Source organism: Allosaccharopolyspora coralli, from assembly GCF_009664835.1.
Lineage (GTDB): Bacteria > Actinomycetota > Actinomycetes > Mycobacteriales > Pseudonocardiaceae > Allosaccharopolyspora > Allosaccharopolyspora coralli.
Genome location: NZ_CP045929.1, coordinates 2,910,159 through 2,936,067, shown reverse-complemented (window position 1 = coordinate 2,936,067; position 25,909 = coordinate 2,910,159). Strand labels below are relative to the sequence as shown.

At 68.1% G+C, this 25,909-nt stretch carries 24 protein-coding genes; 12 read left to right on the top strand and 12 right to left on the bottom strand.

Annotated elements, in window-relative coordinates; genetic code table 11:
* Positions 1-122 precede the first annotated feature (122 nt).
* A complete protein-coding gene (locus GIY23_RS13855) occupies positions 123-998 on the bottom strand; it encodes a LysR substrate-binding domain-containing protein (protein ID WP_154077046.1) in 876 nt (291 codons plus the stop codon).
* Between the two features lie 109 nt (positions 999-1,107).
* Between GIY23_RS13855 and kdgD the strand changes: the two genes are divergently transcribed.
* From kdgD to GIY23_RS13835, 4 genes are all read left to right on the top strand, one after another.
* The gene (gene kdgD, locus GIY23_RS13850) at positions 1,108-2,028 is read left to right on the top strand and encodes a 5-dehydro-4-deoxyglucarate dehydratase (protein WP_154077045.1); all 921 of its coding nucleotides are present in this window, start codon (positions 1,108-1,110) and stop codon (positions 2,026-2,028) included.
* 5 nt (positions 2,029-2,033) lie between these two features.
* On the top strand, positions 2,034-3,617 hold the full coding sequence (locus GIY23_RS13845; protein WP_228717283.1) for an aldehyde dehydrogenase (NADP(+)): 1,584 nt from the start codon (positions 2,034-2,036) through the stop codon (positions 3,615-3,617).
* Positions 3,618-3,633: 16 nt separating this feature from the next.
* Entirely contained in the window at positions 3,634-4,980 is a 1,347-nt protein-coding gene (locus GIY23_RS13840) for an enolase C-terminal domain-like protein (protein WP_222850154.1), read from the top strand.
* 68 nt (positions 4,981-5,048) lie between these two features.
* Positions 5,049-6,545, top strand: coding sequence for a GntP family permease (locus GIY23_RS13835; protein WP_154077043.1), 1,497 nt, complete (start codon positions 5,049-5,051; stop codon positions 6,543-6,545).
* Between the two features lie 20 nt (positions 6,546-6,565).
* Here GIY23_RS13835 and GIY23_RS13830 read toward each other — a convergent pair whose 3' ends face one another.
* Positions 6,566-7,453 carry a class I SAM-dependent methyltransferase gene (locus GIY23_RS13830; protein ID WP_154077042.1) on the bottom strand — a complete coding sequence of 296 codons (888 nt, stop codon included), beginning with the start codon at positions 7,451-7,453 and terminating at the stop codon, positions 6,566-6,568.
* A 90-nt stretch (positions 7,454-7,543) separates the two neighbouring features.
* Between GIY23_RS13830 and GIY23_RS13825 the strand changes: the two genes are divergently transcribed.
* The 6 genes from GIY23_RS13825 (at position 7,544) to GIY23_RS13800 (ending at position 11,686) form a co-directional block, all read left to right on the top strand.
* Complete coding sequence (locus tag GIY23_RS13825) at positions 7,544-8,041, top strand: winged helix-turn-helix transcriptional regulator (RefSeq protein ID WP_154077041.1); 498 nt, start codon at positions 7,544-7,546, stop codon at positions 8,039-8,041.
* A gap of 105 nt (positions 8,042-8,146) precedes the next feature.
* Positions 8,147-8,662 carry an SRPBCC family protein gene (locus GIY23_RS13820; RefSeq protein WP_154077040.1) on the top strand — a complete coding sequence of 172 codons (516 nt, stop codon included), beginning with the start codon at positions 8,147-8,149 and terminating at the stop codon, positions 8,660-8,662.
* Positions 8,662-9,723 (top strand): LLM class flavin-dependent oxidoreductase, encoded by a 1,062-nt coding sequence (locus GIY23_RS13815; RefSeq protein WP_154078833.1) that lies wholly within the window; start codon positions 8,662-8,664, stop codon positions 9,721-9,723. The genes GIY23_RS13820 and GIY23_RS13815 overlap by 1 nt, the downstream gene beginning before the upstream one ends.
* 124 nt (positions 9,724-9,847) lie before the next feature.
* Positions 9,848-10,123, top strand: a complete 276-nt coding sequence (locus GIY23_RS13810; RefSeq protein ID WP_154077039.1) for a YggT family protein — start codon at positions 9,848-9,850, stop codon at positions 10,121-10,123.
* Between the two features lie 17 nt (positions 10,124-10,140).
* Positions 10,141-10,326: a hypothetical protein gene (locus GIY23_RS13805; RefSeq protein WP_154077038.1), complete on the top strand. Its 186-nt coding sequence runs from the start codon at positions 10,141-10,143 to the stop codon at positions 10,324-10,326.
* A gap of 76 nt (positions 10,327-10,402) precedes the next feature.
* Positions 10,403-11,686 (top strand): hemolysin family protein, encoded by a 1,284-nt coding sequence (locus GIY23_RS13800; protein ID WP_154077037.1) that lies wholly within the window; start codon positions 10,403-10,405, stop codon positions 11,684-11,686.
* A 3-nt stretch (positions 11,687-11,689) separates the two neighbouring features.
* On the opposite strand, the gene GIY23_RS13795 is transcribed toward GIY23_RS13800, so the two are convergent.
* The 5 genes from GIY23_RS13795 to GIY23_RS13775 all read right to left on the bottom strand — a co-directional run bounded on the left by GIY23_RS13795 (position 11,690) and on the right by GIY23_RS13775 (position 17,572).
* Positions 11,690-12,388: a RibD family protein gene (locus tag GIY23_RS13795; protein WP_154077036.1), complete on the bottom strand. Its 699-nt coding sequence runs from the start codon at positions 12,386-12,388 to the stop codon at positions 11,690-11,692.
* A 214-nt stretch (positions 12,389-12,602) separates the two neighbouring features.
* The gene (locus GIY23_RS13790; RefSeq protein WP_154077035.1) at positions 12,603-14,057 is read right to left on the bottom strand and encodes a protoporphyrinogen/coproporphyrinogen oxidase; all 1,455 of its coding nucleotides are present in this window, start codon (positions 14,055-14,057) and stop codon (positions 12,603-12,605) included.
* 45 nt (positions 14,058-14,102) lie between these two features.
* Positions 14,103-15,596: an SDR family oxidoreductase gene (locus GIY23_RS13785; protein WP_154077034.1), complete on the bottom strand. Its 1,494-nt coding sequence runs from the start codon at positions 15,594-15,596 to the stop codon at positions 14,103-14,105.
* A gap of 125 nt (positions 15,597-15,721) precedes the next feature.
* Positions 15,722-16,429, bottom strand: a complete 708-nt coding sequence (locus tag GIY23_RS13780) for an SDR family NAD(P)-dependent oxidoreductase (RefSeq protein WP_154077033.1) — start codon at positions 16,427-16,429, stop codon at positions 15,722-15,724.
* Between the two features lie 63 nt (positions 16,430-16,492).
* Positions 16,493-17,572, bottom strand: coding sequence for a polyprenyl synthetase family protein (locus GIY23_RS13775; RefSeq protein ID WP_187351879.1), 1,080 nt, complete (start codon positions 17,570-17,572; stop codon positions 16,493-16,495).
* A gap of 129 nt (positions 17,573-17,701) precedes the next feature.
* Between GIY23_RS13775 and GIY23_RS13770 the strand changes: the two genes are divergently transcribed.
* Positions 17,702-18,607 (top strand): MerR family transcriptional regulator, encoded by a 906-nt coding sequence (locus tag GIY23_RS13770; protein WP_154077031.1) that lies wholly within the window; start codon positions 17,702-17,704, stop codon positions 18,605-18,607.
* On the opposite strand, the gene GIY23_RS13765 is transcribed toward GIY23_RS13770, so the two are convergent.
* The gene (locus GIY23_RS13765) at positions 18,579-18,947 is read right to left on the bottom strand and encodes a WhiB family transcriptional regulator (protein ID WP_407646765.1); all 369 of its coding nucleotides are present in this window, start codon (positions 18,945-18,947) and stop codon (positions 18,579-18,581) included. The two genes, GIY23_RS13770 and GIY23_RS13765, sit on opposite strands and share 29 nt — an antisense overlap.
* Positions 18,948-18,986: 39 nt before the next feature.
* Here GIY23_RS13765 and GIY23_RS13760 point away from each other — a divergent pair, with 39 nt between their 5' ends.
* Entirely contained in the window at positions 18,987-19,241 is a 255-nt protein-coding gene (locus tag GIY23_RS13760; RefSeq protein ID WP_154077030.1) for a helix-turn-helix domain-containing protein, read from the top strand.
* Between the two features lie 11 nt (positions 19,242-19,252).
* Here the strand turns inward: GIY23_RS13760 and GIY23_RS13755 are convergent, their stop codons facing one another.
* The 4 genes from GIY23_RS13755 to GIY23_RS13740 form a co-directional block, all read right to left on the bottom strand.
* Entirely contained in the window at positions 19,253-20,239 is a 987-nt protein-coding gene (locus GIY23_RS13755; RefSeq protein ID WP_154077029.1) for an SDR family NAD(P)-dependent oxidoreductase, read from the bottom strand.
* Between the two features lie 129 nt (positions 20,240-20,368).
* Positions 20,369-21,331, bottom strand: a complete 963-nt coding sequence (locus GIY23_RS13750) for an aldo/keto reductase (RefSeq protein WP_154077028.1) — start codon at positions 21,329-21,331, stop codon at positions 20,369-20,371.
* Between the two features lie 184 nt (positions 21,332-21,515).
* On the bottom strand, positions 21,516-23,879 hold the full coding sequence (locus GIY23_RS13745) for an ATP-dependent Clp protease ATP-binding subunit (RefSeq protein WP_154077027.1): 2,364 nt from the start codon (positions 23,877-23,879) through the stop codon (positions 21,516-21,518).
* A gap of 550 nt (positions 23,880-24,429) precedes the next feature.
* Positions 24,430-25,866, bottom strand: coding sequence for a wax ester/triacylglycerol synthase family O-acyltransferase (locus tag GIY23_RS13740; protein WP_228717282.1), 1,437 nt, complete (start codon positions 25,864-25,866; stop codon positions 24,430-24,432).
* Positions 25,867-25,909 lie beyond the last annotated feature (43 nt).

Below are 25,909 nucleotides of genomic sequence, written 5' to 3'. Positions count from 1 at the left end.
TCGAATCGGCGGAGAGTCCCTCACGGGCAGAACAAGGGACTCTCCGCCGGAGATCGTCCTGTATGGACTGATCGCGGCCACGGTACACGACCGTTGTAGGATTGGGCCGGCATGAACTCGCCTCAGCCGACGATGTCGAGCAGAGAGTGCAGGGCGGGATTGTCGTTGTCCTCTCGCCAGACGAGGTGCAGTTCCACCGGGTTCGGATCCGGGAGAATCACGGGTCGCAGCACCACGTTGTCGACCCGCAACTTCGCCGCCGTGGACGGAACCAGCCCGATCCCCAGTCCGACTTCGACCAGCGCGAGCACGGTGTGTACCTGGCTGACGTGCTGCACGTACGTGGGCCGGACCCCCGCCGTCTGGAAGACACCCACGAGCAGATCGTGGAAGTATCGCGCCTCGGACGGTGAGTAGGTCACGACCTCCGCGCCGTGGAACGCGTCCAGTTCGAGTGGTGTGAGCTGCTCGGCGAGCGGATGGCCTTCGGGGAGAGCGGCGACGAGTGGTTCGGAACGCAACAGGCGAGAGGTCAACTCCGGCCGAGCGGGCGGACGTGCCAGGCCGAGATCGAGGGCACCGGAGGAGATCCGCTCCATCTGGTCCCGGGTGACGAGTTCGCGGAGCACGAACTCGACGTGGGGGAGATGCTCGCGCGCACAGCTGAGCAACCCGCCGAGCACGTCGTGGGCCGAGGTCGCGGTGAATCCCATGCGCACCACACCGGCGTGGCCGTCGGTGGCCCGGCGAACCGACAACGCGGCGTTCTCGGCGTCGCGCAACAACCGTCGCGCGTCCTGCAGGAACGCTCGGCCCGCCGGTGTCAGCCGTACCGTCCTACTGCTGCGGTCGATCAATCGGGTCTGGAGCTGCTTTTCCAGCTGCTGAATCTGACGGCTCAACGGTGGTTGCGTCATGCGCAGACGGTCCGCCGCGCGGCCGAAATGGCCTTCCTCGGCGACGGCGACGAACCCGGTGAGCTGGCTGAGCGTGAACATTGATGCGGCCTCGGTATCGATGAATGCCTTATTGGAGTTGGACGCGCATTGATCGCCCACTCTAACGTCACCGCCACACGTTGTACGGAGTGTGGGAGGGAAAACCCGAATGTCACGCTTTTCGCCGCCCGGGGTCGCCGATCGCCTGGCTTCCGGGCTGCTGTCGTTTCCGGTGACGCACTTCCGCGACGACCTGACCTTCGACGAGCCTGCCTACCGCGACAACATCGGATGGCTGAGCACATTCGAGCCGTCCGGTCTGTTCGCGGCCGGCGGTACCGGGGAACTGTTCTCGCTGACCCCAGGGGAAGTGGAGTCGGTGGTGGCTGCCGCGGTGCGGGAGGCTCCGTCGAACGTGCCGGTGGTCGCCCCTGCCGGATACGGCACCGCGATGGCCGTGGAGATGGCGCGGAGCGCAGGCCGCGCCGGCGCCGACGGGTTGCTGTTGCTGCCTCCGTATCTCACGGAGACCGACCAGGAGGGCCTCATCGCGCACGTTCGCGCGGTGTGCGCGGCGACGGATGTGGGGGTGATCCTCTACAGCCGTGCGAACGCGATCTACACCGACACTACGGTGGCGCGGTTGGCCGACGAATGTCCGAACCTCATCGGGTTCAAGGACGGGGTCGGTGACATCGAGAAGATGACCCGGATCCACTCCCGCATGGGCGACCGGCTCACCTACATCGGCGGTCTGCCGACCGCCGAGACGTTCGCGTTGCCCTACCTGGAAATGGGCGTCACGACGTACTCGTCGGCGATGTTCAACTTCGTCCCGGAGTTCGCGTCGCGTTTCTACGCGGCGGTGCGCGAGCGCGACCGCGCGACGGTCCACCGGTACCTGAACCAGTTCGTGCTGCCGTACTGCGACATCCGCAACCGACGCAACGGCTATGCGGTGAGCATCGTCAAGGCGGGAATGAAGGTCATCGGTCGTCCGGCGGGGCCGGTGCGCAGTCCCTTGACGGATCTGGACGAAAGCGAAGTCGCGATGCTGGCCGATCTGGTCAAGCAGGGGACGGAGGAATGAGCAGGATGAGTGAACCGACCGGCCACATGTTCGTCGCCGGTAGCGCGGTGTTCGGATCGGGCGCGAAGATCCGGGCCGTCGATCCCGGTACGGGTGAGGAACTGGAGCCCGCCTTCGCCTACGGCAGTGACGAGGACGTCGACCGAGCCTGCGAGGCGGCGCGAGAAGCCTTCGGTTCGTACCGTGCGCTGGATCCGGCTCGACGCGCGCGGTTCCTGGAACGCATCGCCGACAACATCGACGCCGTGGGTGTTGCCCTGCTCGAGCGAGCTCACGCCGAGTCCGGGCTCCCGATGGGGAGGTTGACGGGCGAGCGGGCCCGCACGACGGGTCAGCTTCGGATGTTCGCGACGCTGCTGCGCGAGGACGGCGTGGAACATCCCCGAATCGACCCCGCGCAACCCGACCGCACTCCCGCGCCGAGGGCGGATATCCGGCAGCGAAGAGTCCCGCTCGGTCCGGTCGCGGTGTTCGGTGCGAGCAATTTCCCGTTGGCCTTCTCCGTCGGTGGTGGCGACACGGCCTCCGCTCTTGCCGCCGGTTGCCCGGTCGTGGTCAAGGCGCACGACGCGCATCCTGGTACGTCCGAACTCGTGGCGCGCGCCGTGTCCGCCGCGGTGGCCGACGAAGGTCTACCCGCGGGGACGTTCTCTTTACTGTTCGGTTCGGGGCCCGGGCTCGGCGTCCGGCTCGTCATGGATCCGCGGATTCAGGCGGTCGGATTCACGGGGTCGCGTTCCGGTGGGCTGTCGCTGCTCGCAGCGGCGCAGGCGCGACCGCGGCCGATTCCGGTTTTCGCGGAGATGAGCAGCACGAACCCGGTGTTCCTGCTGCCGGGCGCACTCGCCGAGCGCGCCGAGGAGATCGCCGACGCGTTCGTGGGTTCGCTGACGGCCGGTGCCGGACAGTTCTGCACGAACCCGGGACTGGTCGTTGCCGTCGACGGGCCGGATTTGCGAAGGTTCCTGGACACCTCCGCCGCGGCAGTGGGCGAGAGTGCGCCCGCGACGATGCTGACTCCGGCGATCGCGGCTGCCTACGAGCAGGGACTCTCGGCCCTGGCGGCACATCCGGCCGTCGAGGTGCTGGCTCGCGGAGCGGAGACGGAGCTACCCCACCGGTGCCGATCCGCCCTGCTCGCGACCGACGCCGACAGCTTCACCACGGACAGCGCACTGCAGCACGAGGTGTTCGGATCGAGCTCGCTGGTGATCCGGTGCCGTGACCAGGAACAGGTTCGGAAAGTCGCCGCGCATGTCGAAGGTCAGCTGACCGCAACGGTGCACGCCTCGGAGTCGGATCGGTCCGAAGCGGGGACACTGCTCGAATCCCTCGAACTCACCGCGGGGCGCATCCTGTTCAACGGATGGCCGACCGGCGTCGAGGTCGGACACGCGATGGTCCACGGTGGACCGTTCCCGGCCACTTCCGACTCCCGGACGACCTCCGTCGGCACGCTCGCCGTCGACCGGTTCCTGCGGCCCGTGGCCTATCAGGACGTTCCCGCGGAACTGTTGCCGAGTTCGGTCCGCGACACCAACCCCGGCAGTCTGTGGCGCCGCGTCGACGGCGAACTCGGTCGACACTGAACCTCGGGAGGCGATCATGACCTCAGCACTGCGACCGGTGGTCACCGGAATGCGTGTCGTTCCCGTCGCGGGGCGCGACAGCATGCTGCTCAACCTCAGCGGCGCACACGCCCCCTACTTCACCCGCAACCTGGTCGTCCTGACCGACTCCGAGGGGCGCACGGGTGTCGGCGAGGTTCCCGGCGGGGAGACGATCCGACGCACGCTCGAGGACGCTGCCGAACTCGTCGTCGGCAGCCGTGTGGCGCGAGTGCGATCCGTGCTCGGCAACGTGCGTGCTCGCTATGCGGACCGCGACGTCGGCGGGCGCGGCACGCAGACGTTCGACCTGCGGGTCACGGTCCACGCCGTCACCGCGATCGAGTCCGCGATGCTCGATCTTCTCGGCAAGCATCTGGGTGTGCCGGTCGCCGAGCTCCTCGGTGAGGGCCAGCAGCGTGCGGACGTCCCGGTGTTGGGCTATCTGTTCTTCGTCGGGGATCGGACGAGCACCGATCTGGCGTATCGCGGCCCGGAGGACGAGATCGGCGCCGTCGACGACTGGCTGCGAGTTCGGCACGAGGAAGCACTCACCCCCGAATCGGTGGTGCGCCAGGCCGAGGCAGCGCACGCGCGCTACGGGTTCCGGGACTTCAAACTCAAGGGCGGCGTCCTGCCGGCACCGGACGAGGCCGCGGTGATCTCCGCGCTGGCGAAGCGCTTTCCCGACGCGCGCATCACGATCGACCCCAACGGAGGGTGGCGGCTGGGCGAGGCCGTCGAGATCGGTCTCGGACTGCGCGACGTCCTCGCCTACGCCGAGGATCCGTGCGGTGCCGAGGACGGGTACTCCGGCCGGGAGACGATGGCAGAGTTCCGCCGTGCCACTGGATTGCCGTGTGCTACCAACATGATCGCGACCGACTGGCGCCAACTCGGACACGCGGTGCGCACGGACGCGGTGGACATCCCCTTGGCGGATCCGCACTTCTGGACGATGAGCGGCTCGGTGCGGGTCGCCCAGCTCTGTCACGAGTGGGGACTGACCTGGGGGTCGCACTCCAACAACCACTTCGACGTCTCGTTGGCGATGGTCACCCACGTCGCTGCCGCCGCACCCGGCCGGATCACGGCGATCGACACGCACTGGATCTGGCAGGACGGCCAGCGGCTCACGCGAGAACCGCTGCGTATCACCGGCGGTCTGCTCCGTGTACCGGACGCCCCCGGCCTCGGTGTGGAACTCGACGATGACCAACTCGATCGCGCTCACGAGCTCTATCTCCGGGAAGGGCTCGGAGCGCGCGACGACGCCGCTCCGATGCAGTACCTGGTTCCCGGCTGGACGTTCGATCCCACACGTCCCGCGCTGAGCCGGGACTGACGCCGCTTCGGCAGGCGCCGGCGCCGCCGACTTCTCCTACCGGACTGTTTCACCGACAGGAGGCAACGATGCCTACCCTCGCGCACGATTCTGTCCTCGGTTCCGTACCGGACGTGCTGGCCGCCGACGATCCGCCCATGGCGTGGACACTTCCTCCGTGGACGTTGCTGCTTCTCGTCGTGGGCGGAATCGCGCTCCTGCTGCTCCTGGTCATCAAAGCCAAACTGCACGCGTTCGTGGCGTTGCTCGTTGTCAGTGTCGTTGTCGGCATCGTCGCGGGAATCCGGCCCGCGGACCTGCCGGGTCTTCTCGAGGACGGAATGGGCGAGACGCTCGGCGAGATCGCCGTCATCGTCGCGCTGGGCGCGATGCTGGGGCGCATGATGCAGGAGTCCGGGGCGGCGCACGTGCTCTCCAGTCGACTCCTGTCGTCGTTCGGGGAGAAGCGGGCGCCGCTCGCGGTCGGGCTCACCGCGCTGATCTTCGGCATCCCGGTGTTCTTCGACGTCGGGTTCATCATCATGCTGCCACTGATCTACGCCGTCGCCCAACGATCCGGCCGTTCGGTCGTCACCGTGGCGCTCCCTGCCGTGGGCGGACTCGCCATCATGCATGCAGTACTGCCTCCGCACCCCGGACCGGTCGCTGCTGCGGGCCTGCTCGGTGCGAACCTGGGATGGGTAGCAATCATGGGTTTGGTGTGCGGACTCCCAGCGTGGTTCCTGGGCGCCTACCTCTTCGGTATCCGTGTCGGGGACCGGTTGAACGTTCCGGTGCCTGCGCAACTGGTCGCGGAAGCCGACACCCAGGCGGGATCCAGTTCCACATCGGACGGTTCGGGAAAACAGGACTCCCGCGGGGGCGGCGGAGGCGTCACCGTCCAGGCGCCGCCGTCGCTGGGCATCACGGTCACGGTCATCACCCTGCCGGTATTGCTGATCATGCTGCACACGTTCGCTTCCGTTGTGTTACCCGAGGGTGCGATCCGAGAGACGATGGAGTTCATCGGCGCGCCGGTCATCGCGCTCACCATCGCGACCTTGTTGTCGTTCTGGGTGCTGGGAATTCGCGGCGGGTTCAGCAGTGAACGCATCGAGAAGGCCGCCGGAGCCTCGCTCGGTCCGGTCGCACTCGTGCTGCTGGTGACCGGTGCGGGCGGAGTGTTCGGTGAGGTGCTGAAGCAGACTGGGGCCGGGGACGCGCTCGCGGACCTGCTCGGGGCGACGTCGTTGCCCGTGGTGGTCCTCGCTTTCCTCATCGCTACCGCGTTGCGGGTCGCGCTCGGGTCGAAAACCGTCGCGATCGTGACGACAGCACCGATCGTGGCGCCGCTGATCCAGGAGTTCAGCCTGTCCCAGCCGGAGATCGCGCTCGTGGTCGTGTCGATCGCGGCGGGAGGAACGGTGCTCTCCCACGTCAACGACTCCGGCTTCTGGCTGTTCAATCGCTACATGGACCTCGACATCCGCACCACGTTGAAGACGTGGACGATGATGGAGACCTTGATGGGCGGCTTGGCCTTCGGCTTCGCGGCACTGCTGAGCGCAGTCCTGGCGTTCAGTTGACTCCGGCTACGCGGGGCAGTTCACGCTCGGCGAGCGGAGACGAGCCAGGCGTGTCCCGGTAGCACGAGACCGTCATCCGTTTCGTGGGGTGCCAGCGCGGCGCGGACGGCGTCGAGAGCGCGGGTCGCGAGGTCCGGTCCGGCTTCGGTCAGGGCGGTGGCCATCGAACCTTCGCAGATGAAGCCGATCGCGTCCTCGACGTCGTCGGCCGTTCGCATCGGTTCGGTGATCGCCGTGATGTCGACGTCGACGAAGCCGGTACCCGCCAACACCTCCCGGATTCGAGCGGGGTCGGCGAACGCGAACGGACCGCACCGGTGCTCGCCTTCGTCGGGGAAGTCCACGTACTCGGCGAGCGTGCCCGCGGTCTTGCGGGTCCACGGGTTACGGTCGGCCGGTTGCCAGCACACGAAGGCCAGCCGGCCTCCCGGCCGCACGGCTGCGGCGATGTTGGTGAACGCCGCCGACGGGTCCGCGAAGAACATGACGCCGAACCGGCTGATCACCGCGTCGTATCCGCCGGGAAGGAACGCGTGTCGCTGGGCGTCGCCGAGCTCGAAGGTGACCTCGGCGGACTGTGTCGGTCCGGCGCGGTCGCGTGCGTACGCGAGCATGGGCTCGGACAGATCGAGCCCTGTCACCGCACCGGTCGGGACGAGTCGGGCGGCTGCGAACGTGGACTGTCCGCACCCACAGCCGACGTCGAGGACGCGATCTGCCGTGGACAGCTCGGCGGCTTGCAGCAGGGGTCGGTCGAATCCTTGCAGGATCGACTCGTACCGCTGAGTGTGGTCGACCCAGTGGCGGCCGTCGTCCCCGTTCCACGCTCGCGACTGCTCGGCGTTCGGCGCATGGACACCGCTGTTGTGCTGCGCAGGGACGCTGCCGGTATGCGGGTTCTCCTGCATGGGTGGAGTGTTTCACGAGGGTGTTCCTGGCGACAGAAGCCGGGCGCCGAACGCTGGGTTTCGGTGCCGCTGCGACCTATCCTGGTGCTCATGAGGCGGACTTCGTTCGCGCGCTGGCCTTGTTCGGTGGCGCGCACCATGGATCTGCTGGGCGACTGGTGGACGCCGCTGGTGTTGCGCGAGGCGTTCTACGGGATCCGGCGTTTCGACACGTTCCAGGAGTCGCTCGGCATCGCGCGCAACACGCTCACCGAGCGGCTGCGGCGGCTGGTGGACGAAGGCCTGTTGGAGAAGGCGCTGTATCAGACCGAGCCGGTGCGTCACGAGTACGTGCTCACCGAGAAGGGACGGGACTTCTACGGCGTGCTGCTGGCGATGAGCGCCTGGGGCGATCGGTGGCTGGCCGGTGAGGCGGGACCGCCGGTGACGCACGTGCACGACACGTGCGGGCACGAGGGTTCCGCCGAGGTGGCGTGCTCCTCGTGCGGGCAGCCGATGACCGCAGAGAACACCCGGACTCGGATGGGGCCGGGGTATCCGCCGCACCTCGCGCAGCGACCGGACGTCCGGGAACGTTTCGCCGACTGAGGGGGTGCCTCGGTGGTCGCCGCATCCTCTTGACACCTCAGTCCGCTTGAGAAACTGTGGTGGTCATCGACTTGCACTGACAGCCGATCAGGAGGTTCGCGGGTCATGGAATGGACGGGCGCACGCTACGCGGACACCCCGACGGTCGAGTCGCGAACCTGGGTCGACGCGCCGCCGGAACGGGTCTGGGAGCTCGTCTCGGACATCGAACTGATGCCGCGCGTGAGTTCCGAGCTGCAGTCGGTCGAATGGCTGGACGGCTTGACCGGCCCGGCCGTGGGCGCCCGGTTCGCGGGTCACAACGCGCACACAGAGATGGGGGAGTGGTCCACCACTTCGTACGTAGTGCGTTTCGAGCCACCGACCGTGTTCGCGTGGGCGGTGGAGAACCCCGACAGTCCCGCGGCGGTCTGGCGTTTCACCTGCACCGCGCAGGACGGCGGAACGCTGTTGACGCAATGGGTGCAACTGGGGCCGGGCCGTTCCGGCCTGTCGGAGGCGATCGAGCGGATGCCCGACAAGGAGCAGAAGATCGTCTACGTCCGACTCCGGGAATTCGAGAGCGGCATCCACGCGACCGTCGAGGCGATCAAGACCATGGCGGAACAGGGGCGGGAATGATGCGCACCGCGACCACGATCGAAGCGTCCTCCGGCCCGTGGGGCGAGGTCGTCGACTACGTGACCGAGGCGGAAAAGCTCGGCCTGGACATCTGCTGGGTGGCCGAGGCATGGGGATCGGAGGCACCGTCGCCGCTGGGATACCTGGCGGCGCGGACCGAACGGATGCTGCTCGGCTCGGGGGTCATCCAGCTCGCTACCCGCACACCAATGGCCATCGCACGGGCGGCGATCACCCTGGCCAACATCTCGGACGGTCGATTCCTGTTGGGGCTCGGCCCGTCCGGGCCGCAAGTGATCGAGGGTCTGCACGGGGTTCCGTTCGAGCGGCCGTTGACCCGGATGCGCGAGACCGTGGAGATCGTGCGGCAGGCGGCGACCGGTGAGAAAGTCTCCTACGACGGAAGGGAATTCACGCTCCCGCTGCCCGGCGACTCGAAGCCGATGCGGCTGTCGATGCGGGCCGAGCACGACGTGCCGATCTATCTGGCCACGCTGTCGCCGAAGACGCTGCGGCTCACCGGTGAGCTCGCCGACGGCTGGCTCGGCACGAGCTTCGTGCCGGAGGGTGCGCGGGAAGCCTACTTCGACCATCTGGACGCCGGACTCGCCGCTTCGGGACGCACCCGAGCCGATCTCGACGTGTGTCAGGGCGCCGAAGTGGCCTTCGTCGACGACGAATCCCAGCTGCGGGAGATGGTGGCCGAGCGCAAGAAGGGACTCGCGTTCAGCCTCGGCGGAATGGGTTCCGCCGAACGGAACTTCTACAACGACGCCTACAGCCGCCAGGGATGGGGCGAGGTCGCCCAGCGGGTGTGGACGCGCTGGCAAGCGGGGGACCGCGCGGGCGCGGCCGAGCTGATCACCGACGACATGGTGCTCGCCACCACGCTGATCGGCACCGAGGACATGGTGCGGGAACGTCTGCGGGTGTGGCGTGACGCCGGAGTCGACACCGTTCGTTTCTATCCTGCCGGGGAGACCGTCCGGCAACGGCTGGACACCCTCGGCCGGGCCCTCGACCTGGTCCGCAGCGTCGAGGAACAGCCTGCGGCGCTCTGATTGGTCTGCGGTGGTGGTCGTGTGCCCGTCCCACTGGCCGCTCGGGCGGGTCCCTCGTCGGGCACTTCGGACACGTCTGGCACGTTGGTAGGAGTACGAGCCCGGCCGCCACGAAGGAGTCGCCATGAGCCTCATCGGAACCCTGCTCGGATACGTGCTGACAGTGTTCCTGTTGCTGCTGATCGTCCGTCTGGTGCTGGACTGGGCATCGGTCCTCACCACGGTGCCGAGCTGGGTGAGCCGCGGCCGCGAGCTCACCCACACCGCGACGGAACCGGTGATCGCGCCGGTGCGCCGGGTGCTGGGGCCGGTCGGTGCGGGTGGAGTGGCGATCGACCTGGCGTTCACGGCGGTGCTGCTGGCCACGTTCCTCCTCCGGTCGATCGCGTTCAGCCTGTAGCACGCTGGTATGGAGAGGTGCCTGCATTCGGCGGTCGCGGCAGGCGCGACGGTCGTGTTCCCGATCACCTACGGTCCGCTGTGGTGTTGGCGGTCCGGGCTGCTGGGGTGGCCTGGTCGCGAGTTCGCACCGCGCCGCAGGTCGCGGGTGGTGTCTTCGTGGGCATCGCCGCCGGTGGAGGCCTGTTCGCCCTACTCGTGTGACGCGCTGACCGGCTCATGCATCGTTTCCGGCGCGTATTCGAGCTCGCGGACGCCGTGACGATGCCAGACTCGGGACATGGACGGCATCGCGTGGAATCTCGCCCTGGTCATGGTGTTCGTGCTCGGCGGCGGGTTCTTCGCCGCTGCCGAGATCGCATTGGTGGCGTTGCGCGAAGGCCAAGTCAGCAAGCTGGCCGAGCAGGGACGTCGTGGTGCTCGGGTAGCCGCGTTGCGCGCGGACTCGAACCGGTTCCTGTCGGCAGTGCAGATCGGGGTCACCTTCGCCGGGTTCTTCGCGTCCAGCTACGGCGGGGCGACGATCGCGGTCCGCGTCGAGCCAGTGCTCGAAGGGTGGGGGGTACCGGTGGGGATCGCCGCCACTCTCGCTCTGGTACTGGTGACCGCGTTGGTGTCCTATCTGTCCCTGGTGTTCGGTGAGCTGACGCCGAAACGGGTGGCGCTGCAACGCACGGAGCGGGTCGCACTGCTGACCGCGGGCGTCCTCGACAAGGTCGCCACACTCGCCAAGCCGATGATCTGGCTGCTGTCGAAGTCCACCAACGCCGTCGTGCGACTACTCGGGGTGGACCCACAGGCAGCGGAGTCGTCGGTCACCCAGGACGAACTCCGGGACATGGTGCGCACCAACGAGCAGCTCAGCGTCGAGGAGCGAGAACTGCTCGACGACGCGTTCCAAGTAGGGGACCGCGTGCTCTCGGAGGTCATGGTTCCGCGTACCGAGGTGGATTTCCTGCAGGCGTCGACGACGCTCGCGGACGCCGTCGACGAAATCCTCGACAAGCCGCACTCCCGGTACCCGGTGATCGGTGAGACCACCGACGACGTCCTCGGATTCATCCACGTCCGCGACCTGCTCCACTGGAACGGCAGTCTCACCGTCGGGGAGGTGGTGCGCCTGGCGCCCGCTCTGCCCCGCAGCAAACCCGCGCTGAGCGCCCTGTCGCACATGCGGCAGTCGGGCGGCCACGTGGCGGTGGTCGTCGACGAGTACGGCGGGACCGACGGCATCGTCACCATCGAGGACCTCGTGGAGGAGATCGTCGGCGAGATCTGGGACGAGCGCGACCCCAGCGCGACACCAGCCACGCCGCACTCGGACGGCACGTACGACATCGACGGCCTCACGCACCACGACGATGTACAGGAACAGACCGGCATCAGCCTGCCGAAAGGTCCGTACGACACGCTGGGGGGCTTCGTCATGAGCCGCTTGGGGTACGTCCCCGCGGAAGGCGACTTCGTCGACGCCGTAGGGCATCGCTTCACCGTGCTCGCCATGGACGGGCGCCGTGTCGACCGCGTTCGCATCGCTGCACATTCACCGGACGAACCTCGGTGACGGTCACGGCGGCGACGGGTTTTCGCCGCCCAGGGGCAGGTAGCGCAGCAGAACGACGTCGCCGATCTGCCTCGTTTCGGCGAGCGTCATGCGGCGCGCCGAGTTCTGCGGCAGTGGGGTCGGACGCACGAACCGGGGGGCGCTGGTGTCACCGACGAAGAACGGCGCGTACACGAGGTGCAGTTCGTCGACGACGTCCGCACCGAGGAACAGCGTGTGCATCACACCGCCCCCTTCGACCATGACGCGCCGCACCTCGCGGGCGGCCAGGTCCGCCAGCACGGTGGTCAGTGAGAACGGTTCACCCGCGTCGACGACGGTGGCGACCTCGCCGAGCGTGTCGATCAGCCGTGCTCGCCGACCCGTGGGAGTGTAGACGAGCTTGTCGGCGTCGCCGGTGGTGAAGAAGTGCGCGGCCGGGTCGAGGTCGCCGGTGACGCTGAAGGTGACCTTGGTCGGTGTGGCGCCGAGTCCGGCGTCGAGCCGCTGTCGGCGTCGGGAGTCGGACTGGACGAGCAGGCGAGGGTTGTCGGTGCGGATCGTGTTCGCGCCGACCGCGATCGCGTCCACGCTCGCGCGGACCGCGTCGACGCGCTCGAGATCCTCGCCGTTGGACAGCAGCAGCCGACGCGAACTGCTGTCGTCGATGTAGCCGTCCAACGCCGTGGCCACCGACAGCAGCACGTACGGACGCGGGCTCATCGAACACTCCCGTCGGCGACACTGTCGGTGCCGCAGTCGTGTTCAGGACTTGTCACACGCACGCCGAGGACTCTGCTCCCGCCTGCCTTGTCGTCACCGTGTCTCCCGAGGCCGTCCTGCCTTTCCTGGTGAGTGTAGGAGGTGGCGGCCACGCGTTCGGGTTCTTGCGGTACGTCCGCCAGGTCTGCGCGTTCGGCTCGGTGGATACTCCGTGTCACCTGCGCCGCAGATCGGCCAGCGCCGCCCCGGCGGCGCGCCTGCCGGAGAACAGCGCGCCCTGAATGGAAGGTGTCTCTCGATGATCTCCGCAGACGTAGAGCCCGGGCGCGAGTCGCACCGGCCGACGCAGCGGCGAGCCCGCAGTCAACGTCGGTACCGCACGGGCGACGGGGTAGTGGGAGACGAGCTCGACATCACCGGTCGTGCCCTGGTGCAGACGAGCGAGTCGTTCTCGAACGGCTCTCTCGGTGTCGGTGAGAGTGCATTTGGGAACTTCCTTGGTGCCCGTAGGGCACGCCTCATACGTGCCCAGCCGCAGAAAAGTGAGGGGCTCCGTCGTTCCAGTTCGTGCCTCGCAAGGCAGGGGTTCTCGCCGCGTACGCCTGGTACTCAAGAGGACCCCAACGCCGCGAGGCACGAACTGGGGCGGCGGTACCGGACCACCGACCTCAGATCCACAACGCCCTCTGAGATCCGAAGGCACACCGAGCACGGAGGTACTCACCAACGTCGACCCGCGCGGAGCGTAGGAGGCGGCGACGTCGCTGAGTACGACGGTGTTCAGCAGGTGACCATGGGGATCGGTGGTGAGCACTGCGCCGTCACTCGGAGATGACTGGCTGCGGTGGTAGAACGTCGTGACGGAGTTCCAGCGTGGTGCGCGCAGGCCGGGCAGCAATCGCGCGGCAGTAGTGCCGTCGGTGGCGACGACGATCGCGTCTGCCGAGACGGTTTCCCCGGATTCCAGCACGGCCCGAGAGTTCTCGACGCTGGCGACGCCCGCGTCGCAGCGTATCGACCCTGCCGGCAAACGGTCCGCGAGGTCGTGGGCGAGAACGCCCATGCCGCCTGACGGCACGACGGGCGAGGCTCGGGCGAAGCTGCGCCACACCAGGTGGAAGAACCTGGCGGAGGTGTCCAGCCGATCCTCCAAGAACACGCCCGCCAGGAACGGTCGCAGAACTCGCGCGATCGCTCTTTCGGACAGTCCCCACCGCCTCAGCTCAGTGCGCGTGGAACGGTCGCGGGCCGTCAGGAGACGGTTCGCGGGAGTCAGTAAGTCTCGTGTGGACACAGCGGCGAGAGCGAGCGGGTCACATGTCGACAGGTCACGGCTGCCGAAGAGGTCCGGCAACGCTCCTGGACGCCGTCTCGGGTCCGCGAGCACGCGGCGTGTGCCACTGGCATCGGGAACCGCGACGGCACGCGGGAACGGGCACGGACCCAGCCGTGGGAGCGAGAACAGCGCGCGCACTTCAGGGTAGGCGGGCAACAGGATCTGGAAACCTCGATCCAGCCGGAACCCGCTGACCTCGTCGGTCCGGACACGCCCTCCGACGTCGTCGGCCTGTTCCAGCACGGTCACCGACAGACCGCGTCGGGACAGGTGCCGAGCCGCGCTCAACCCTGCGAGACCGGCACCCACGATCGCCACGTCGACCTGCCGCATGCGCCCACCTCACCTGCCTGTTCTCGGTCTCGTTCGGGCAGCCCGTCACTCGTGTACTTCGTCATCGGTGGACACACGGCCTGCGGTGGCGACGAGGTTGCGAGCCATGCCGCCGAAGACGAGACCGTGGAACGGTGCGACGGCCCACCAGTAGGCGTGCCCGGCCAGTCCGCGCGGGACGAACACCGCGCGCTGGTGATAGCGCGAGCCGTGCCACCGCAGCGGAGTCACGGACAGTTCCAGCCACGCCTGTCCCGGCACCTTCATCTCGGCCCGCAGTCGTAACAGCCGGCCCTCGTGGAGGTGTTCGACGCGCCACCAGTCGAGTGCGTCACCGGTGCGCAACCGGTGGGCGTCTCGTCGGCCACGGCGCAGTCCCACCCCACCGGCGAGGCGGTCCATCCAGCCGCGAGCCGCCCAGGCGAGTGGGAACGAGTACCAACCGTTGCGGCCGCCGATACTCTCGATGATCTGCCACACCCTCGCGGCGGGCAACTCCGTGTCCCGGGAGCGTTCGTCGACGTAAGCGCTACCGCCGGACCACACAGGATCGGACGGCAACGGGTCCGAGGGAGCGTGCCTGGGGGAAGCATCCGACCACCGGGTCTCCACCTCGGCGTGGGCGATTTTGCGCAACGCGAGCCGGACCGCCTGCTCGTATCCGGTCACTCCGCCCGCCGGCGGAGTGACGTAGTGGTCGATGTCCCGCTCGGTACACACCGCTTCATGTACCAGCGAGGCGATCAACGGAGCTCCGATGGACTTGGGTACGGGCGTGACGATGTTGATCCAGTGCGAACTCAGCGCCGGGCTCAGGACCGCTACCGGCAGCATCCGACGCCGAGGCAGGCCGACCAGGGCGGCGAAGCGCTGCATCATCTCGGCGTAGGTGAGCACGTCCGGGCCACCGATGTCGAAGGTGCGGTGGACGTGCCGAGGCAGGTGCACGGCAGCGGCGAGATAGTGCAGCACGTCGCGCACGGCGATCGGTTGGACGCGGTTGCGCACCCAGGTCGGGGTGATCATCACCGGGAGTCGCTCGGTCAGGTAGCGCAGCATCTCGAAGCTGGCCGAGCCGGATCCGATGATGACGGCCGCCTGCAACACGACAGTGGGAACCCCGCTGCGCAACAGGACCTCGCCGACCTCCGCGCGCGAACCGAGGTGCTCGGAGAGCTCGCTCGAGTAGGGATGCAGCCCGCCGAGGTAGACGATCCGACGTATCCCGGACTCCCGGGCGGCCTGGGCGGTGACGAGAGCAGCCTGGCGGTCGAGCGCCGCGAATCCGGATTCCGTCAACGAGTGCACGAGGTAGAACAGCACGTCGACGCCTTCGCAGGCGTTCCGCACGGCGTCCTCGTCGGTCAGGTCGCCGCGCACGACCTCGACCTCGTCACGCCACGGGAGGTCGCGCAGCTTCTCCGGCGAACGCACCAGGCAACGCACCCGGTGACCGTCGGCGAGCAACCGCGGCACCAGACGGCCACCGATGTAGCCGCTGGCGCCGGTCACCAGACACAGCGACGTGCCGTCCGCCATCCCGGACCAGTCCCTTCGGCATCAACCAGTTGCCCTGATCGTGCATCGATGGTACCTGCTATCGAACCGACAGCGCCTGTCAGCGACGAACCGACGAGCACGGAATCCTCGACGGTCGTGGCACCTCAACGCAGGCTGAATTCCCCGGCACGGACGTCGAAACTCAACTCACGCGCGCCGTCACGCAGCCCGGACAGGATCTGCCCTACGACGAGGTCGATGTCGGTCGGCGTGGGGAGGCGGGACGCCGTGCCCGCGATGGCGCGGTCGGCGAGCCCGGTGTCCATATGTGGCGGACGAATGTCGAACACCGAGACCCCGGAGGATCGTTCTTCGCGTCGAAGCGCCGTCAACCACGCGCTGACGGCGGCTTTGCTGGACGAAGAGGCGGCCATGTCCGGCGTGGGGTGGTCGGCCAGGATCGCCGAGAGCACGGCGACAGTGCCCTCGGCGCGTCGCACGTGCGGTAATGCGGCGGTGGTGAGCGCGATCGGGGCCAGCGTGTTGACCGCGAGCAGGTGCTCCACCACCGCCGAGTCGGTCTCGCGCGCGGGGCCGAACGCGGCGACGCCGAGAGTCACGACCAGCACGTCGAGCCGCTCGCCCAGTTCCCGTACAGCCGTCTCGACACAACGGGTGCACGAGTCGGTGTCGATGGCTTCGAACTCGATGGTGGGCGAGTCCGGGAACTCGCCGCTCAGGGCGTCGAGGTCGTGCCGGTTGCGGCCGGCGAGCGCGACGCGCGCACCTTCGTCCCGAAGCGCACGGCTGACCCTGCTGCCCAGGACACCCGTGGCGCCCGCCACGAGCACGTTTTTCCCTTGCAACTCCATCTTCCGTCACCACCGGTTCCCGTCGAGTGACTCGGTATCGGTCGAGGTGGTCGCGGCGCAGGATCAACTCACACGATCGGCGCAGCGACGGGCCATGCGGCGGAGTTCGGTGGCCACCTCCGGCGTGATGTCCGCAGCCTGCAAGGATGCTTCGGCTCGGGTGAGCTGCTCGCTGATCACCTGCTCCAGATGCTCGATCGCGCCGGTCTCCAGCAGGGCGTCGACCAGCGCGGCGGAGTGCTGCGCGGCCGCGCGGTCGCCGAGCATGGTTCGGAGAGTGCGCTCCTGGACAGGATCGGCGAGCTCCAGGGCGGTCGCGACCACGGTCGTCCTCTTGCCCGCCCGCAGATCGTCCCCGGTCGGCTTCCCCATCACCACGGGGTCTCCGGTCACGCCGAGGATGTCGTCGCGGATCTGGATCGCCTGTCCGATCGCGTCGCCGTACGCTGCGAGGTCGCGGTGCAGCTGGTCGTCGCCACCTGCCAGTCGCGCTCCGAGTTGCAGTGGGCGGGTGACCGTGTAGCGAGCGGATTTGAGCAGGGCGGTCCGTAGAGCGTCGGTTCGGGTTGCGTTTTCGCGGTGGGTGTACAGCAGGTCGAGGTATTGGCCGACCGCGAGTTCTTGGCGCATGGCGTCGTAACAGTCGTTGGCTCGGCGGAGTGCGGCCTCGTCGAGTCCGCTGGTCCGCAACATCTGCTCGGACCAGATCAGGCAGAGATCCCCGAGGACCGTCGCGGCGGACTCGCCGAACCGCTGGTCGATGCCGTGGTGGCGGTGTTGCACGGTCTCGTGCAGACACGGTCTGCCGCGGCGGGTCGTCGACCGGTCCATCACGTCGTCCTGCATCAGCGCGAACGCGTGGAGCAGTTCCAGGCTCGCGGCCGCGCGCAGCGCCGGGAGCGAATCGGGCCGCCGGGTGAGCCAGCCGAGGTAGGCGAACGTCGAACGCAGCTTCTTGCCGCCCTGGACGAAATCGACTGCGAGTTCGATCAGTTCGGCCGCGTCCGGCGCTGCGGCCCGCAGTTCCCCTTCCCGTTCGGCGAGAAACGTGACGATCGCCCGATGCACCTGCTCGCGGAACGCGTCGTCGACGCGCACGGGGCGAAGCCGCTCAGCAGAGCCCGAGGCCGCGACGTTCGACATGCGACCCTCCCGCGTTGGTACGGAGCCGACTCGAACTGCACCATAGGACCAGTGCAGGAACGGCTCAACTCGGCCCGGCCCCGGCCGGAGCGGACGGCGCCGTTCCACTGACGGAAGAGGTGACGCCTGATGGGCGAGTCGGAAGCCGATGTCGCGTTGACGATCGGCGCCGTCGCACAGCGACTCGGCATCGCTGTTCCGACACTGCGGAGTTGGGACCGGCGGTACGGCCTCGGGCCCGGCTCGCACGACGAGGGCAGACATCGTCGCTACACGACCGAGGATCTCGCGCGCCTGGACCGCATGATCGCGCTGAGGACCGAAGGGGTGCCGCCTGCGGTGGCAGCGGAGCTGGCTCAAGGCGGGACGACGACGGACGTTCCTGCACGGGACGGCGGTGGTTCGGGCGCACTCGCGGTCGGGCGTGCCGATTCCGCCGTGCGCGGACTGGCGCGCGCCGCGCAGAGCCTCGACGTCGCCCGGATTCACGACACCGTCGCGCGACATCTCGGTGAGCGGGGAGTGGTGCGCACCTGGGACGAGATTCTCACGCCGCTGCTGCGAACCTTCGGCGACCACTTCGACCTGGGCGACGACGTGGTCGCCAGTGAACACGCCGCGACGGTCGGCATTCTGCGCGCCTTGCACGGCGTGCCGGTCCCGGCACAGTCCCGTCGGCTGCCCGCGTTGCTCGCGTGCGTCGCGGAGGAACAACACACGTTGCCGCTGGAAGCTCTGCACGCGGCGCTTTCCGAGCGGGGATGTCCCGCCCGGTTCCTCGGGGCTCGGATGCCCCACGAGGCTCTTCTCCAGGCCGTGCGCCGCCTGCGGCCGCGCAACTTGGTGCTCTGGGCGCACACGGCGCGGTGCGCCCGCAAGATCGACGTGGCCGCGCTGACCGACACCGGCACGCGTGTGGTGGTGGCCGGATCGGGCTGGTCGGCCCGAGTCGTGGCGTCGGACGGTGTCGCGCGACCGGATTCGTTGGACGATGCGTGCGATGAAGTCATGGACGGCGCTCTCCGGACTCGGTGACGGGGTGGGACTCTTCCGCACCGGGCGGGGGATTCGCGCGACGACCGTGAAGCTCGCGGCGCTCCGCGGCGGTGAGACCGCCCCAGATGCCGAACGACTCCTCGACGTCGAGCGCGTACTGCAAACACGTGAGACGCACCGGACACTGCATGCACAGAGCCTTTCCTCGTGCCTCGCTCAGCTCGCGCGCCGAGCCTCGGGCCGGTGGGAAGAACACGCTCGTGTCGGCATCCCGGCACGCCGCACGCAGTTGCCAGTCCCAGCGTTCGGTGACCGGGCGTGGCAGCCGGTGCAGTGTCGGAGCCCTGCTCTTGTTCGCCATCTCGACTCCCTTCACCACGAAGGAGACGGTGACGAGGGTAGAATCGATGCGAAAGCGATGCAACTGGGCGAGGTGGTCGCGGTGGATCACTCGTGGCAACGGGCCGTTCGGCGCGTGCTCGCGCGACACCCCGACGGGCTGAGTCTGTCCGAGGTCGCCGACGAGGTCGGGCTCTCCCGCGCCAACACGTGGCACGCGCTGGACGAACTCAGTCGCGCGGGAGCCGTTCGCGAATACCGACGGCGCAGTGCCGAAGGCCGGACACGCCACGTGTCCCTGTGGCGGCTGCGGGAACAGTGGCAGGTTTCGTGACCTCGAGAGGATCAGCTCGGCTGAACGCCGGACTCACGCGCGCAGTACTTCCACAGACGTCGCAGCGATTCGGGATCGTCCGACTGCCACGGCAGGTAATGCATCGGTCGTGGACGTCGGTCGTGCCAGAACCTGCCGCCCTCGGGTGAGGGTGTCGTCCCCGCCAGCCAGACGACGGTGTCGGCACCGGTGTGCGGGTCGCGCAGCAGTGGTTCGGTGACGCGGCGGAAACCGGGGAGTGACTCGGCCACGCCCGGCGTGTCGACCCAGCCGGGATGCATCGCATGCACACGGATGCCGTCGGTGCGGTAGCGCCGCGCCAGCAGCGGCGTGAACGCGACTTGAAGACGTTTTGTGCGGGCGTACGCGGTCGCGCCCCGGTACTGACCCTCGCGGTACTCGGGATCCTCCGGCAGCGACTGGGTGTACATGCCCCCGGAGGAGACCCAGACGACGCACGCGCTGGACGCGTTCCGCAGGCACGGTCGGAGTTCCTCGGTGAGCAGCAGCGGGCCGAGCACGTGCGTGGCCAGGGTGATCTCGTGGCCGTCGACGGATTCGGTGCGGTGTGCAGGCAGCACGCCCGCGTTGTGCACGAGAACGTGGAGCTCGGTGTAGCGGGACCGCAGTTCGCCGGAACACCGACGGACGTCGGCGAGATCGGAGACGTCGCACCGCTCGAGAACGATGTCCGCGTTCGGGGCCTCGGACCGAATGCGTTCGCGCGCTTGCTCGCCCCGGCTCAGGTCACGGACCAACAGGACCACCGTCGCCCCGAGCCGTGCGAGACCGACGGCCGTCGCCTCGCCGAGGCCGGAACTTCCGCCGGTGACGACGGCGATCGCGTTGCGCAATGCCCCCGGTTCGGGATCGTCCTGGGACCACCCGGCACGTCGAAGGCGTGCTCCGAGCTCGGTGTAGCCGACGACCACGCTGGTATCGGCGAGCCGGTCCAGAAAGTCGGTGCACGACGCTGGTAGCCGCTGCGAGAGCTTCATGCCGGAACCGCCCGAGAGTCTGATGAGGATCGAACAGCACACTCGCACATCACGGCCGAGTGAGCGAGCCACGGCTGCCTCGCCTGTGCGAGACGCGCATCCGCTCGACCGTGACGTGCGAGTCTGGCTCTACCGTGATGCCGAGTCGAGTGCCTCGAGCTCGTCCTGAGAGAGGGTCACCTCGGCGGCCGGAAGGATCTCCCCGAGTTGATCGAGAGTACGAGCACTCGCGATCGGCGCGGTCACACTCGGTTGGTCTGCGAGCCAAGCCAGCGCCACGGCCGACACCGAAACGCTGTGGGCCGCTGCGAGTTCGTCGAGCACCTTGAGCACTCGCGGGCCACGATCCTCGGCGAGGTAGGACCTGGCGCCCTTGGCGCGCGCCCAGCCCATCGCACCTTGTTCCGCACCTGTGTCGACGTGCGCGGCGTCCGGGCGGTACTTGCCGGTGAGGAAGCCCTTGGCGAGCCCGAAGTACGGAAAGCAGCTGAGGTTGTGGTGCTCGACCGTGGGTGCCTGGTCCCGTTCGTACTCCCGCTCCACGAGGTTGTAGTGCGGCTGAACGGCGACGAAACGGGCGAGATCGTGCTCGTGAGAGATCTTGAGGGCGGAGGTGAGCCGGTCGGTGGCGAAGTTGGACGCCGCGACGTGGCGCACTTTTCCCGCCCGGACCAGGGCGTCGAACGCGGCGAGAGAGTCCTGCTGCGGCACGGACGAGTCGTCGACGTGCGCGTAGTACAGGTCGATGTAGTCCGTCTGCAGCCGCCGCAGCGAATCCTCCGCGGCCGCGGCGACAGTCTCCGGGGACAAGCCCTCGCGTCCGGGCAGCTGCCCGACCTTCGTGGCGATGACCATCTGATCGCGGTTGCCGCGAGACGCCATCCAGCGCCCGAGTACTTCCTCGGACTCGCCGCCGGAGTTGCCCTCCGCGCCCGCCATGTACACGTCCGCGGAGTCGATCATGTTGCCGCCCGCGTCCGCGTAGGCGTCGAGCAGTGCGAAGGACGTTGCCTCGTCGGCGGTCCAGCCGAAGACGTTGCCGCCGAGGCAAAGCCGGGAAACGTCGAGTTCGGTACTTCCGATGCGTGCCATACCCCAGGTCTACCCGTGCGAATCACGAATTCCACTTCTCGCCCGCGAAGAATCCGTCTTCGCGCGGAGAGTCGTCCCACAAGACGGACGGCGATGCGACCACTTCCTCGCCGAGCAGACGACCGACACGCACAGGTTCCTCCGCCACCCGCAGGCGGCGGAGGAACCTGTCGGTGTGCGCCCGTCAGTCGGTGGTGTCCGCCATGTTCAGCGGGGCGTCCGGGACGGGTGCGGGCTTGCTTTCGCCGCGGAAGACGAACTGGGCGGAATCGTCCGAGCCGGACTCGTCGTCCCAGCCCTCCACGTCGGCGATGACGATCTGACCGGCCTCGACCTCGCCGAAGAGGATCTTCTCGGAGAGCCGGTCCTCGATCTCGCGCTGGATCGTGCGCCGCAGCGGGCGGGCGCCCAGCACCGGGTCGAAGCCCCGCTTGGCCAGCAGCCGCTTGGCCTTGTCGGTCAGCTCCAGGGACATGTCCTTGCCCTTGAGTGCTGTCTCCACCCTGCCGATCAGCAGGTCGACCATCGAGATGATCTCGTCCTGGGTCAGCTGGTGGAACACGATCACGTCGTCGATGCGATTGAGGAACTCCGGCCGGAAATGCTTCTTCATTTCCTCGTTGACCTTGGACTTCATCCGCTCGTAGTTCGACTCCGTGCTCGAGCCCGCGGAGAACCCGAGACCCACGGCCTTGGAGATGTCGCCGGTACCGAGGTTCGAGGTGAAGATCAGCACGGTGTTCTTGAAGTCGACCGTGCGGCCCTGACCGTCGGTGAGCCGCCCGTCCTCGAGCACCTGCAACAGGGTGTTGTAGATCTCCTGGTGGGCCTTCTCGATCTCGTCGAAGAGCACCACCGAGAACGGCTTGCGGCGCACCTTCTCGGTGAGCTGACCGCCCTCCTCGTAGCCCACGTAGCCCGGAGGGGCACCGAACAGCCGCGAGGCCGTGTAGCGGTCGTGGAACTCGCCCATGTCGATCTGAATCAGTGCGTCGTCGTCGCCGAAGAGGAACTCCGCCAGCGCCTTCGACAGCTCGGTCTTACCGACACCCGACGGGCCGGCGAAGATGAACGACCCCGACGGGCGGCTCGGGTCCTTCAGACCCGCACGCGTACGGCGGATCGCCTGCGAGACGGCCTTGACCGCGTCGTCCTGGCCGATGATCCGCTTGTGCAGCTCGTCCTCCATGCGGAGCAGCCGCGTCGTCTCCTCCTCGGTGAGCCTGAACACCGGAATGCCGGTCCAGTGGGCCAGCACCTCGGCGATCTGCTCGTCGTCGATCTCCGCGACCGCGTCGAGGTCGGACTCCGCCATCGCACGGCGGATGCGCATCCGGGCGCCAGCCTCGTCGATGAGGTCGATCGCCTTGTCCGGCAGGTACCGGTCGTTGATGTAGCGGTCGGCCAGCGTCGACGCGGAGACCAGTGCGGAATCGGTGAACGACACCCGGTGGTGCGCCTCGTAGCGATCGCGCAGGCCCTTGAGGATCTCGATGGAGTGCTCCAGCGAGGGCTCGCTGACGTCGATCGGCTGGAAACGGCGCTCCAGCGCCGCGTCCTTCTCGATGTGCTTGCGGTACTCGTCCATCGTGGTCGCGCCGATGGTCTGCAGCTCACCGCGCGCCAGCATCGGCTTGAGGATGCTTCCCGCGTCGATGGCGCCCTCGGTCGCGCCTGCTCCGACGAGCGTGTGGATCTCGTCGATGAACAGGATGATGTCGCCGCGGGACTTGATCTCCTTGAGCACCTTCTTCATGCGCTCTTCGAAGTCGCCGCGGTAGCGCGAGCCCGCCACCAGCGAGCCCAGGTCGAGTGTGTAGACCTGCTTCTCCCGCAGCGTCTCGGGCACCTCGCCCTTGACGACCTTCTGCGCCAGGCCCTCGACGACGGCGGTCTTGCCGACGCCGGGCTCGCCGAGCAGCACGGGGTTGTTCTTCGTCCGGCGGGAGAGGACTTGCATGATGCGGTCGATCTCCTGGTCGCGGCCGATCATCGGGTCCAGCTCACCGTCCCGCGCGCTGCGCGTGAGGTTGGTGCCGAACTGGTCCAGGGTCGTCGAGGAACTCGGCTCGCCCTTGGAGCCTGCCGTCTCCGCCTGCTCACCGGTGGCACCGGAGCCGGAGATCAGCTGCAACACCTGCTGGCGCACGCTGTTGAGGTCCGCGCCGAGCTTGACGAGCACCTGGGCGGCGACGCCCTCGCCCTCGCGGATCAGGCCGAGCAGGATGTGCTCGGTGCCGATGTAGTTGTGGCCGAGCTGCAGTGCCTCCCGCAGCGAGAGCTCCAGCACCTTCTTCGCCCGCGGCGTGAAGGGGATGTGACCGCTGGGCTCCTGCTGGCCCTGGCCGATGATCTCCTCGACCTGCTGACGGACGTTCTGCAGCTCGCTGCCCAGCGACTCGAGCGCCTTGGCGGCGACACCTTCACCCTCGTGGATCAGACCCAGGAGGATGTGCTCGGTGCCGATGTAGTTGTGGTTGAGCGACCGGGCCTCTTCCTGGGCCAGGACGACCACCCGCCTCGCGCGGTCGGTGAACCTCTCGAACATTCACGCTCCCTGTCTACTGCACTCCACACTGTCGTGGACTCTCCTCTCAACGACCAGACCCCCGCGCTCATTCCGGCTCGCGCGTCGGACGCCTGCGTGTTCGCCGCGCGTGAACACGCACGGGAGCGCGATGCGGAAGGCGGCATCGTCCGGTTCGCCTCTACCGGCCTTTCGCAGGTCGCGGCGCTTGCCGTGCCCCAGCCCCTTCGTTCGAGGAACTCATGTACCGAGGGTAACCGCACGACGTGGCGCCGTCGAAGTGTGGCGAGAGGCTTGTGCTCGGGACGACGACGGGCAGATGAAAGCATGAGTCCTGGTGCGGGCTGAATCGCTCGTCGAGACCCCCTAGTGTGGCATTTCGGAAGGGGTTATCACTGAGAGTGATCGACCGGCCGGAGTGCAGCGTGGCAGACAAGCCGCGCGGTTGTTGTCGGGCGAAGGTGTGCGCCAAGCCCTTCTGCAGTGATCGGACTGTTACACACCGCACAGGCCCGCCGTCCCGCGTGTTGAACTCACCGGGAAGCATTCCTCGCTCCGGAGGAGTCTGAGATCACCGCAGTGCCGCGAGCGCGGCATCGGTCGCCGCGTCGTGGAGTTCGTCGAACGCGGCGGGCACGGCGTCGGTCAGCTTCTCGATGTCGGGCACCGCGGTGCGGTTGCAGTTCAAGCCGATGTGGATGGTGTCGCGGTACTGGATGACGCCGATCGACAGCGCGTGCCCCGACGGGATCGGTGCGAGGGGGTACAACTCCAGCAGATCCGTACCCGCGAGCGCGAGCGGCACCTTGGGAACGGGAACGTGGGTGATCATCGTGTCGAACAGCAGCGAGGCGAACTGACCCGCGACCGGTGTGATGACACGGTGTAGCAGGGGATGTGTCCGGTTCGCGACGAGAGGGAACGCTCCCGCGCCACACTGGGGGCCCGCGGCCTTGTTCTCGGCCATCGACGTCCTGATCGCGTGGAGGCGGCGCAGCGGGTCGTCTTCGCCGACGGGGAGCTCGCACAGATACCCGGAGAGTTGATTGGACGAGTCCGTTGTCTGGCTCCGGGCGCGGTGGTCGACCGGGATCAGTGCGGTGAGGTCGAGTGCGTCGAGCGAATGACCGCGGCTGCCCAGCCAGTGACGGAACGCGCCGGTGATCACGGCGATGACGATCTCGTTGCAGGTTCCTCCGTGTCGCGCGCGAATGGCGCGGACCTCGCGCATCGGCAACCCCAGCATGGCCACCCGCCGCGAAGGTGTGTCGGTCGCTGCCAGGGGAGTGGCCGAGCGGAAGCGTGCGTTGCCGAGCACGCTGCCGACGATGCCTGCCGTCTCTCCGACGGCGGAGACGGTCGTCTGAGCGGCGTGCAGCACGCTCCGGGGGATCAGTCCGGGGCTGGTGAACAGCTGTCGCAGGAACGACTCGTCCGCCGTGGCGGCTTCGTCGGCGGATCGACGCTGCCTGCGGGGGAGTGGGTCGAGCAGGCCCAGCCCGATCCGGACGCCGGTCGCGCCGTCGGCGAGCGCGTGATGCAGCTTGACGAGGAGGGCGAACCTGCCACCCTCGAGGCCTGTGATCAGGTGCAACTCCCACGCCGGGGCAGCGAGGTCGAGCGGCTCCGCGCCGAGGTGCCCGACGATGTCGGCGAACTCGGCTCGACCACCGGGAGCGGGGAGGTGGTGGCGGTGGATGTGGTTGTCCGCGCAGAAGTGCGGATCGTCCTCCCAGTGCGCCTGTGTGGGAGTCCAGGTGGCGGCTCGGGCGCGTGTGCGGAGCTGAGGTATCTGCTCGGCGCGTTCGGCCAGCAAGCCGGCGAGGTCCTGATCGTCGACGTCCCGGGGTGCGAAAACGGCGACCGCCGCCATGTGCATCGGAGTCGTCTCGCTCTCCAGGGACAAGAACGCGAGATCGAGTGGGCTGAGCGGTTCGGTGGGCATGCGGTCCTCGGGTCGTCTGCGGTCGGTGGACTCCTTGTATCCGACGGAACGTGTGCAGCGCATCGCGACGTGATCCGACAGACGGAGAGTTTCACCCTGTCGGGTC